General features: G+C 49.3%; 10 protein-coding genes. 2 read left to right on the top strand and 8 right to left on the bottom strand.

Translation table 11 applies throughout. The features are described 5' to 3' along the window. Positions 1-54 precede the first annotated feature (54 nt). The 4 genes from hpnE to hpnA form a co-directional block, all read right to left on the bottom strand. Positions 55-1,347 (bottom strand): hydroxysqualene dehydroxylase HpnE, encoded by a 1,293-nt coding sequence (gene hpnE / locus GS501_RS03960; protein ID WP_160830531.1) that lies wholly within the window; start codon positions 1,345-1,347, stop codon positions 55-57. Continuing rightward, positions 1,344-2,222 carry a presqualene diphosphate synthase HpnD gene (gene hpnD / locus GS501_RS03955; protein WP_160830530.1) on the bottom strand — a complete coding sequence of 293 codons (879 nt, stop codon included), beginning with the start codon at positions 2,220-2,222 and terminating at the stop codon, positions 1,344-1,346. The genes hpnE and hpnD overlap by 4 nt, the downstream gene beginning before the upstream one ends. Positions 2,223-2,315: 93 nt before the next feature. Then, positions 2,316-3,194: a squalene synthase HpnC gene (gene hpnC / locus GS501_RS03950; protein ID WP_160830529.1), complete on the bottom strand. Its 879-nt coding sequence runs from the start codon at positions 3,192-3,194 to the stop codon at positions 2,316-2,318. A gap of 140 nt (positions 3,195-3,334) precedes the next feature. Further along, on the bottom strand, positions 3,335-4,351 hold the full coding sequence (gene hpnA / locus GS501_RS03945; protein ID WP_160830528.1) for a hopanoid-associated sugar epimerase: 1,017 nt from the start codon (positions 4,349-4,351) through the stop codon (positions 3,335-3,337). A gap of 124 nt (positions 4,352-4,475) precedes the next feature. Here hpnA and GS501_RS03940 point away from each other — a divergent pair, with 124 nt between their 5' ends. Then, positions 4,476-5,495: a lysylphosphatidylglycerol synthase domain-containing protein gene (locus GS501_RS03940; RefSeq protein WP_202405287.1), complete on the top strand. Its 1,020-nt coding sequence runs from the start codon at positions 4,476-4,478 to the stop codon at positions 5,493-5,495. After that, the gene (locus tag GS501_RS03935) at positions 5,492-6,409 is read left to right on the top strand and encodes a prephenate dehydrogenase/arogenate dehydrogenase family protein (RefSeq protein WP_160830527.1); all 918 of its coding nucleotides are present in this window, start codon (positions 5,492-5,494) and stop codon (positions 6,407-6,409) included. The genes GS501_RS03940 and GS501_RS03935 overlap by 4 nt, the downstream gene beginning before the upstream one ends. Before the next feature lie 102 nt (positions 6,410-6,511). Here the strand turns inward: GS501_RS03935 and pyk are convergent, their stop codons facing one another. The 4 genes from pyk to acs all read right to left on the bottom strand — a co-directional run bounded on the left by pyk (position 6,512) and on the right by acs (position 11,046). Continuing rightward, a complete protein-coding gene (pyk, locus tag GS501_RS03930) occupies positions 6,512-7,879 on the bottom strand; it encodes a pyruvate kinase (protein ID WP_160830526.1) in 1,368 nt (455 codons plus the stop codon). 21 nt (positions 7,880-7,900) lie between these two features. Continuing rightward, positions 7,901-8,797, bottom strand: a complete 897-nt coding sequence (locus GS501_RS03925) for an SH3 domain-containing protein (RefSeq protein WP_202405286.1) — start codon at positions 8,795-8,797, stop codon at positions 7,901-7,903. Between the two features lie 4 nt (positions 8,798-8,801). Beyond that, positions 8,802-8,933 (bottom strand): hypothetical protein, encoded by a 132-nt coding sequence (locus tag GS501_RS10050; protein WP_255429067.1) that lies wholly within the window; start codon positions 8,931-8,933, stop codon positions 8,802-8,804. 106 nt (positions 8,934-9,039) lie between these two features. Then, the gene (acs, locus tag GS501_RS03920) at positions 9,040-11,046 is read right to left on the bottom strand and encodes an acetate--CoA ligase (RefSeq protein ID WP_160830524.1); all 2,007 of its coding nucleotides are present in this window, start codon (positions 11,044-11,046) and stop codon (positions 9,040-9,042) included. Between the last annotated feature and the right edge of the window lie 258 nt (positions 11,047-11,304).

Here is an 11,304-nt window from a genome sequence, read left to right as displayed (position 1 = left end):
CCTGTCATGCTTTACCAATAAGCCTCTTTACATAAGAGGAATAACTGTTGGTGCTTATACGCTCTCTGCAACAGCAGAACGAAACCCTAACGCTGACACAGCCGTCAAACCGGACTGAATGGCGCCCTCAATCGTTGCAGGCAATCCTGTATCTGTCCAATCTCCTGAAAGTGCAAGATTAATACACGATGTCGCAGCCCCCGGGCGCTTACGATTTTGTTCAGGTGTTGCCGCAAATGTGGCTCTTTTTTCTCTAATCAAACGTGCCGGGGGCATTTCTTTCGGCAATGGAACCTCTAAAATAGGGTCCAAAGCACGGCGGACCTCACCCCAAATTGTTGCCAGCATCTCCTCTTGTGATCGCTCGTTATAGCGATTAGCCGCACTCACGGTAACCGATAACACTGTATCATGGAGAAAAACCCACTCCGCCACACCACCAACAAGACCAACAAATCCCGCTTCGGCCACTACACCACGAGGCTTGATGCCGGATGTTACACGATAATGAGCATTAGCAATGCTCTCAAATTGGTCTGGCGTCTCAAGGCCTGGCAAAAGAGAGGCCGCTACCGGAGCGGGAACGGCAAGAATAACAAAATCCTCACGCCCTAATTCAACAGCGCCGGAGGATGTCTCAATTCCAACCACGCGTCCTGCCTCTTGCTTCAAAGCTGAGACACGTGTCCCCGTTCGAATAGACGCATGATACATCTCCAGAAAACGCAGCGCCGGTGCCACAAAACTTTCTGAAAGACCGTGGGCTGCCATCCAAGGGCAGCATGCACGCCCACCTTGAGCCAATGTACGCCGTACCACATTACCCAAAAGATGAGCACTGCCATGTGCGACATCTGTATTAAGCGCTGACACGGCCAGAGGCTCTAAAAGACGCCGAGAGAATGCCCCACCAGACAAACACTCTGCCACGGTAGCATCATCATCTGCTTTCATAAGGCGTTGCAGTGCCCACACCTCTTTTAAGGTCATCCCTGGGACGCGTCGCTGCGTGTTCAACAGCCAAAAAGGAATACGGCCAGGAGAAAGCCGTAAGCTCCATGCCTTATTGTCGACCAAGTCAAACCAAGGGAAAAGCGGCCCACCCGGCCCTTTTAGCGTAGAGCGTGCCCCCAGAAGGTCTAAATAGCGAAACGTATAAGGATTGGCGGATAACAGCATATGGTTGCCATTATCAATTTCTGTATCCAATGCTTTGTCGTAGAAAGAGCGTGCCCGTCCGCCACATACTGGCCCTGCTTCATAAAGCGTCACAGAAGCCTGCGGAGCTAATTCAACAGCCGCAGACAGACCCGCCAATCCACCACCAATTACATGGACACGACTCACAGAGATACCCCAAGACTAGCCAGAAGCATTTTCCCCTTTTTGCGAACTTGACACACACGAAGAGGCGTCTCTGGATGCTGCCAGCCACGCTTTTGCAAAGCCGCTAACGTCACCTTATAAGCCGCCGCCATAATACGCGCAGGCCGTACGGTTTCTTTCGGACATTGCTTCATAATCTTTTCCGCACGCCGAAAATGGTCTTGTGCTCTCGCCGCCAAAACACGCCCAAGCCCATCTAGTCCACGCGCATAAAGGATCTCTTTAGGGTCTTCAGGAACCGAAAAGCGCTCAAGTAACTCTTTAGGCAAATAGATCCGCCCACGATGGGCATCTTCAGCAACATCACGCAAAATATTCGTCAACTGTAGAGCCCGTCCTAAATGGTAAGCGAGCCTATCCCCCTTATCTAAGGGCATACCAAAAATACGGGCAGATAAACGACCAACCGCCGAGGCTACTCGATCACAATAAATATCAAGCGTATTTTCATCTGGAGCCACAATCGGCGCTTCACAATCCATAGCCATCCCATCAATAATAGCATAGAAGTCATCACGCCGAAGGTGATAGCGCTCAATCGTCGCCAAAAGGGCACGGTCTAATGCGTCTGATGTCTTTCCTTCATAAAGGCCCGCTACACGCTCCCGCCATTCCTTAAGGGCTTTCAACGGATCAGCATGCGATGTATCGCCGTCAGCAATATCATCAACGACACGGCAAAAAGCATAGACCGCATACATCCCTTCACGACGGGCCTGCGGCAAAATCTTCATTCCACGTCCAAATGATGTCCCAGAACGTGCTACAATCTCTTCAACATAACGAAGATCTGACGGAGCACATACCAACCCCAGCGACTTGTTATTCAATCCCATAATATACCTCTCTTACCGGCTAAGCCCTATAGATTAAAAGCCTGCCCTGCTAGGGCTGCATGTTTTATGACAAAATGATCTCAGGAAAATCCCTTAAAAAACAAAACGTGATGCATGGAGAAGAGCTCTCATACCATCAGCCTTGCTCAATGCAACACGCTCAGCGATAGGATCTTGATAGCGCAGCCGTTCCGTTAATCGGTGGCACAGCTGAACAATGACGACCGCTTCCAACCGCATCCGACGATCACGAATGAAAGACGGTAAAAGCGCTGCCTGATCGTTCAGTTTTTCCACTTCGGTTAATATACGATCAAAGACACGCCTCACGCCTGGCTTACTCCGACCAAGTGCCAAATCCTCAATGCGAACACCCGCCTCTTCCAACCAAGGCATCGGCACGTAGCAACGGTCTAACGTTCTTAGATCAGCGCTGACATCTTGCAGATGATTAACAACCTGCAACGCAGTACATAATGCATCAGACGCTTTCCAGCTTTCCTCTGTCTCATGATGCAATGCTAACAAAAATCGTCCTACTGGATTAGCGGAATAACGGCAGTATTTAAGCAACTCTTCCCAGCTTTGATAACGATTTTTCTCTGCATCCCAACAAAAAGCGACAATCAAATCAGACGCTGTTTCCAGCGGGATCTCACGCTCGAGCAAAAGCGCACGTAAACGAACCGCCGTTTGAGCATCTTCACGATTAGGGGCTTTCCGCTCTCCGTGTAGTACTTCGCGCAATGCCTGTAATCGTGCAATTTTCTGCTCAGATGAAAGAAATGGGTTATCCACCATATCATCTGCCGTGCGCGCAAACTGGTAATAGGCATGGACAACAGGCCGCAGAGATTGTGCGATTAGCAAAGAACCAACTGGAAAATTTTCATTGTCTTTACCTTTGGAAGACGTAACGTCCGTCACGCCCCATACGCTGTCATCATGTATGACCTGTTTCTCCGATGCCATTCTTTGCCCTCAATATAACGTCTGCATGCCCACCATCACGAGGAATCATCCCAGCTGGCCATGACATAGATTCATATCCATAAAAGTCAGAGTACTATCTCCAACCCGCTAAGCATGCCTTATGCCGATCTCCCGTCACATCATGCAAAGCGTTTATTGTATTTGAACCACATCACAGCGTCTTCTAAAGCCTGCACCGCTGGACGCGGGGTGTATCCCAACTCCCTCTCAGCCTTAGCCGAAGAGAAAAACATAAGCTTTTTAGACATAGCAAGCATTTCACGCGTAACGCGCGGTTCGATCCCCCATCTCTGAGCTAAAAGCTCAGAGATAACCGCAACAGGATAGAGCCATGACTGCTTTAATTTGATTGTCGGAGCCTTCCTGCCTGAAATATGCGCGACAAGCCTAAACATATCCTCAAGCATCATATTCTCACCACCAAGAATATATTTCTCTCCAATCACGCCTTTCTCGAGAGCTAAAGCATGCCCCTCTGCGACATCATCAACATGAACAAGATTGAGCCCTGTATCAACATAGGCTGGCATACGCCCCTTAACGCAATCAAGAATAACTTGCCCTGTTGGCGTTGGCTTAATATCACGGGGCCCAATCGGCGTTGAGGGATTCACAATAACGGCTGGAAGTTGGTTCTCCCTTACAAGACGCAGCACCTCTTGTTCAGCTCGATATTTCGACCGTTTATACACCCCAACAATTTGATCTTCCGTAATAGGATCATCTTCTGTTGCAGGCACACCATGATGCGCCGTGGCCAGTGCGGCTACGGATGAGCAATAAACAATCTTCTCAACCCCAGCCTGTTGGGCTGACACCATCAGATGGCGTGTTCCTTCAACATTGGCTTGCATCATGGTCTCAGGGTCTGGCACCCACAAACGATAATCCGCCGCGACATGAAAAAGATACTTCACATTTTCAAAAATATTTTTGAGTGTCTGCGGGTCTGAAAGATCTCCTTCGACAAATTCGACAGGAAGCCCCTCCAAATTACTTCGATCAGATGTTGGACGCACAAGTACGCGCAAACGATGCCCACGTGCCAGCAGTACACGGGCCACAGAAGATCCAACGAAACCCGTAGCACCCGTAATCAGGGTTATCTCTGCTGCCACAACGTTATTTCCTTCCATAGATCCAAACTCTGCTAACGGTATAATGAGCCTCTTTCGAATGGGAAAGTACCCCTATTGGACGACACGCTGGGAGTAGCCTAAAAGGACCCACTCTCTTTTTTGCTGCATATGGCGGTCACTCTTGAAGAAAACCATTCCCTTCATCTTAACATTTATCGGTATTGTTCTTTTTTGTTTTCTAACATTACGGACGGGCCTTCATTCGATTCTCCTTTCCCTCGCCAAAGTGGGAATTGGCGGTTTTGTCGCGCTGATCCTGTGCCAACTTATTGTCAATTTAGTACTCGGCCTCGCTTGGAAAGCCAGTATTGCCGATATCAGCCTCTCTCGCCTTACAGCATCACGCGCCGTCCGTGATGCTGCGAATAGCTGCTTACCCTTCTCTCAACTTGGAGGGATCTTTATTGGGATCCGGTCTCTTGTCGCTGGTCACCCACGGCGCACAACAAATGGCTCTCCTCTGGGGTGGCCAGAAGGCGTTGCTGCGAACGTTATTGATGTAACGACGGAGCTTCTCGGGCAAGTCGCCTTTATTTTCCTGTCCCTTCTGTGCCTCATCGGCTACCAGGACGCTGATCGTTTTATTTGGCCCGTCATAATCGGGATCATCGTGCTTACTATCGCTGCTATTGGCTTCATTTGGACCCAACAACGTGGCGGTAATATCCTCAAGCGAATCATCCAATTTATGGCTGGACAGCTCAGCGCGGAACGACATGCTTCCCTCACGGGCGGCTCTGATGATTTCCAGGCTTATATGGAAGCTTCATGGAATCGCCCACTCCGTATGCTCTGTGGTGCATTCCTTCATTTCATTTGCTGGCTCGCAAGCGCTGGCATAACATGGTTTTCTGCTCATCTATTAGGAGCCACAACGCTCTTTTTTCTCAATGCCGTTGCGATTGAAGGTGTCGTATGCGCCATTATGTCTGTAGGATTCCTTGTTCCTGGGGCGCTTGGCATTCAAGAGGGGGCCTATGTTACCTTAGGTCTTATTTTTGGTCTGCCTGCAGATATTTCTCTCAGTATTTCCTTACTCCGTCGTGGACGTGACATTATTATTGGCGTGCCTGTCCTTCTTCTGTGGCAGTTCTATGAGCTTCGCCGCCTACGTCATAGCAACTCCCACTCTTCTTCATGACTCCTATGAGCGAGCGTTTGATCATGCATGATGCCCCTCTTTTTAATACGTTGGCGGTCATAGGCCCTGGGCTCATTGGCTCCTCTATTCTACGGAGAGCCCAGCAAACACAAACATTAGCCCGCCGCCTCATCGCCATTGATCACTCTCCCAATGTCATCGAACGCGTACGTCACTTAGGCATCGCAGACCATGCAACCTCATCTCTTATCAATGGGGTTAAAGAAGCTGATTTCGTTATTTTATGCATTCCCACAGGGGCTGTCGCTTCTGTTGCCAAACATATTATTCCCCATATGAAAGCTAGCAGTATACTAAGCGATGTTGCTTCAGTCCGCCATTCGCTCGCGCAACAGATTGTCCCGCACCTTTCCCGAGATATTTCTTTCGTGCCCGCTCACCCTATGGCGGGCACAGAATATTCTGGTCCTGACGCGGGTTTCAGTACATTATTCGAAAATCGCTGGTGCTTGCTTATTCCACCAGAAGGGACACAACCAGCAGCCATCACACGGGTAGAACAGTTTTGGCAGCAATGCGGCGCCAAAACACGACAAGTTGATGAGCAGTATCATGACCAAATTTGCGCGATGGTCAGTCACCTACCCCACCTTCTTGCCTTCACTATTTGTGACACGGCAGACCGTTTATCTTCTGACTTGCGTTCTGATGTCCTCGAATATGCCGCTTCTGGGTTTCGTGACTTTACCCGTATAGCGGCATCCGACCCCATCATGTGGCGTGATATCTTCCTCGCTAACCAAGATATTCTCTTACAGACACTAGAACGTTTCCAAAACGAAACCAATAAAATGGCTGAAGCCATTCGTACGAATAATACCGAGGAAATTATTGATCGTATCAAGCGAGGCCGCCATATCCGGCAAGGTCTTATCGCTAATCAGCAAAACTAATAGACGTTTCTACATCAGATACAAAAAACCGCCTGGAGAACAAGCTCCAGGCGGTTTTTATACCCACCGTCTATAAAAACGGTGGGGAATCCGTAAAAGTTATTAAACCTTTACAACACTCAATGCCTTAGAGCTATCGAGCAATACAACATGGTCACCCTTTTTCACCAAGGATCCAGCAGCCCCTGCGATATCATTTTTATCGCTTACAGCTTTCGGGAAAACACCCCATGCCACACAGAGACGACGTGCTGTTGTCTCATTTGTCAGCGCAACGATCGGCTGATGTGGGCGCTCACGAGAGATAAGAACAGCGGTGCGGCCATCTTCTGTCTGGACAGCGAGAGCCTCAGCCTTTGCTGCACGGGCAACATCACCAGCTGATTTTGCCTGAGCTCCCTGAATGGTAGACTCAGCGGCTGGACGCATATTGTCCATACGAGCACGCCAGTCAGCATCACGTTCGACACGAGACACCGTGCGAACCATAACACTCACCGCTTCTAGGCCGAAGCTACCAGCGGCACTTTCAGCAGAAAGCATGACGGCATCTGCACCGTCATAAACAGCGTTCGCAACATCGGAAACTTCAGCACGTGTTGGTGCTGGACTTTCGATCATGCTTTCCAGCATCTGTGTTGCCACAATAACTGGACGTCCCTGACGGCGTGCCTCTTTAATTGCGCGCTTTTGCACAACAGGAACTTCTTCCGCTGGCAATTCAACACCGAGGTCACCACGAGCAACCATCAATGCATCAGAAAGACGAATGATTTCCTCAAGCTTATCAACAGCCTGTGGCTTCTCAAGCTTCGTAACAATCCAAGCACGACCTTTAGCGATATCGCGTGCTTCCTGAACATCCTCTGGCTTCTGCACGAAGGAAAGGGCAACGATATCAACACCAAGAGACAGAGCGAAATCAAAATCTTTACGATCTTTTTCCGTCAAAGCTGGGATTGGCAGAGCCACATCAGGGACGTTCACCCCTTTACGCTCAGACAATTTTCCGCCAACCAAAACTTCTGTCTCAAGGGCATCTTTTGTCTTAGAGATTACTTTAAGAGCAAGCTTACCATCATCAAGCAACAGACGATGACCAACGTCAATGACTGAAATGATTTCTGGATGTGGAAGGTTAACACGTTTCTCATCACCTGGAGCCTTATCAAGGTCTAGGCGGAAATGTGCCCCTACTTTAAGCATAATTGGCCCGTTTTTAAACACGCCAACACGCAATTTAGGTCCCTGGAAATCAGCTAGAACAGCAAGTGGACGACCAAGCTTAGCCTCTGCCGCACGAACGGCTTTGTGACGCGCAGCATGCTCCTCGTGTGAACCATGAGAGAAATTCAAACGAAAAACGTTTACACCCGTCTCAGCTAGATTAAGAACCTGCTCCGGTGTTGATGAAGCAGGCCCTAGGGTCGCAACAATCCGTGTGCGGCGATTATGGATGTTGGCTGTCATAACATTCCTCGACTTTCTGTTTCAGTCAGGCTGAATGATTTCACCGGGTTGTACCCCCCACAATAGTTGGCGCTCAAGCCACCCATCGTAGCCCCTGACTGTGACATGACACCATGATGACCCCTGAGGGCAGGCTTTGATCGTGCCCACTGTGCCGGGTTGCAGCACAGCAATGACCTTACGATCTGCCCCCTCTGAACTCATCAACGGTACATCACGATTCTGACCAAGCACCGAGGGATCCTGCGCGCGCACATAAGCGATAATACGCGGATCCGCATGTTGCGTAGTCGGAAGCTTTGTAGCATCTCCATTTGATGCTGAAGGACCAGGTATAACAAAGGATCGACCACCACGTAGTGTCACCTGATGTACCCAACCTTTCTGGCCGTCTACGTCTTCAACAAGACGCCAGAGACCAAACTCTCGTTCAATCATCACAGGATAATTGCGACGACGATAAACCCATTCAATCGGGTAACGTTCCCCAGGACCACGCCGCATATAAACGCGGTCAGCACGCAAAGCGGCAAAACGGGGCAACGGTAATCCCGTCTCTGATCCTTTATCGGCTGCTTGTTGTGCCGGTACCGGCGTCGGCGCTGTCACGGGTGCTGTTGATCCCGCAGTCGCATCCTTCTGTGGTGTCTCAGCGTGATGCCCACTCTCACCATGATGCTCACCTTTGTGTGCTCCATGATGCCGATGAGCATGCCGCTCCTCCAGCGCAGTATCACCCCCATCTTCATGGTGATGCGCTGAACTTGCTTTCTTGTGATGATGACTATGATGCGCAGATTTATGAGGCGCCACCTGCTCTTCCCCCTTAGCAGGAGAAGCATCAATCAATAGATCAGCTGCGAGCAGCAGCGGAATACCCACTGATGCAAGACGGCAAAAGGAAACAGGCGGTCTCATGTCCTTATCCCTGCCAAGGGATGACGTTTTGGGCAAGCCACCCTTCTGCATTATCAGTGGAAAACTCCACCAAAAGAGAGCAACCCTGCCCTTCAGGAAAAGCGTAACAAAGCGTGTCTTGTTGATTAACTCGCATTAAGAAAGCTCAACTCCGGTGAATATAAAAAAAACTTCAGAAGCCCCAAATAATGCCTTGATAGGACAGTTTCGACAATTTTTACCAACCTCTTCTCGATAACCCGCTAAAGAGTCGTCATGAATTGTTCAAGAATCGAAGGGTCCTCCAACGTGCTCATATCTTGAGTAAGAGCCTCCCCCCGCACAATCGAACGTAACAGGCGACGCATCACCTTACCACTGCGCGTCTTCGGAAGGCCTTGCCCAAAACGAATATCTTTTGGTTTCGCAATTGGGCTAATGTCACGTGCAACGCGCTGTCTCAAAACATGAGCGATTTTCTCAGCCTCTTCTCGTGTCGGGATAGGGTGCTTTAACACGACAAACGCACACACCGCCTCCCCCGTGTTTTCATCAGGTCGGCCGATAACAGCGGCCTCAGCAACCATCTCCTCCCAACCTATCAACGCTGTTTCAATTTCCACTGTTCCCAAGCGATGTCCCGAAACATTCAGAACATCATCAATACGCCCTGTGATATGAAAATACCCGGTTTCCTCATCACGGATGGCCCCATCACCCGCTAAATAGAGCGTCCCACCCAGTTCTTCTGGAAAATAACTTTCCCGATATCTTTGGTCATCGCCCCAAATAGTCCGAGCTAATGCGGGCCAGGGTCGTTTAATAACCAACATCCCGCCTTTCCCATTGGGGAGCTCTTCAGCGCTTTCATCTACAATAGCCGCGGCAATCCCAGGAAGAGGTAAGGTGCACGAACCAGGAAGTAACGGCGTTACACCAGGGATGGGCGCGATCATATGACCCCCCGTCTCCGATTGAAAAAACGTATCAATATAGGGACAGTTCTCATGGCCGACTTTTTGGTAGAACCACATCCATGACGTCGGATCAATGGGCTCTCCAACGCTGCTTAATATCCGAAGCGATGACAGGTCATATCCCTCGGGCGCATAATCTTTATCCTGCCCTGCTGCTTTAATCAGGGCTCTGATCAATGTTGGTGCCGTATAGAAAATGCTTACGGCATATTTTTGTATTACCTGCCAAACACGCCCAGCATTGGGATAGAGCGGTGTTCCCTCCAAGATGACCTGTGTTGCGCCAGCCGCTAAGGGCCCATAGGTCACATAGGTGTGCCCTGTGACCCAACCAATATCCGCCGTACACCAAAAGACATCATCAGGATGAATGTCATACGACCATTGCATGGTCTGTTTCGCCCACAATAAGTACCCTGCTGTCGCGTGTACCAAACCCTTCGGCTGCCCAGTTGAGCCCGAAGTATACAGAATAAAAAGTGGATGCTCTGCCTCCACCATTTCTGGTGCACAGAATGAAGACTGCCCATCAACATACTCCTTATAGGAGCCATCACGCCCATCAACAGAGTTCCAAGGCTCTGATGTCCGTTCATGGACTAAAACATGCGCCACATGATCACACCCGCCCATGTCGAGCGCACCATCAACGATTGCCTTAAGCGGGAGCTGCCGCCCGGCTCGGCATTGTACATTCGCTGTTATGACCATAACAGCTTCTGTATCCCTTATACGTTCATGCAACGCCTTAGCAGAAAAACCAGCGAAAACAACAACATGAATGGCACCAATACGGGCACAAGCCAGCATCGCCACCACACCTTCTACCCCCATGGGAAGATAAATAACGACCCTGTCACCCTTTTTAACGCCCAAGGCCTTCAGCGCATTAGCAACACGGCAGACACGATCCAACAACTCTCGATAGGTTACTTGGCCCGGCGCCCCATCCTCTGCTTCAAAATGAAAGGCCACTTTATGCTCAATGTCCGTCCCTATATGACAGTCCAAGCAATTGACGCTGGCATTCAACACACCATCCTCAAACCAGCGGTAAAACGGGGGGCGCTGATCATTGAAAACACGTGTGAAAGGACGTTCCCATTCAAGGTTACGCTGCGCTAATTCACCCCAGAATTCTACCGCATGATCCTGAGCATGGGCACAGAGCGCTCTATACTCCTCCATGGTCATGCTGCGTTGATGGCCTCGTTTCTTCAAATGAGGGGAAAATAACTTTTTTGTATATGAAGAGGAGGATCTATCTTGTCCGGTTGAAGGTTCTTTTTTCATGGCAATTATCCCACTTGTCTTTAAATGCACATCATTGACAAAGAACCCACTATGCCCTTGATCTTCTCAAGCGCTGACCTCTTACAACGATAAGCATCGTTACCTTACCTCAAAAACATGATTTTTATTCATTAACTAACATCTTTTAATAAAGAAATTTTTAAATAAACTCGCCAATAGACGCATAAGAAAATACATTATTCTATCAATCGTTATTGATTAACGAACCTCATCGAAAAATGAGCAACCTTGCCATAC

The organism is Saccharibacter sp. 17.LH.SD, assembly GCF_009834805.1.
Classification (GTDB): domain Bacteria; phylum Pseudomonadota; class Alphaproteobacteria; order Acetobacterales; family Acetobacteraceae; genus Saccharibacter.
This window is presented reverse-complemented; position numbering and strand designations above follow the sequence as displayed.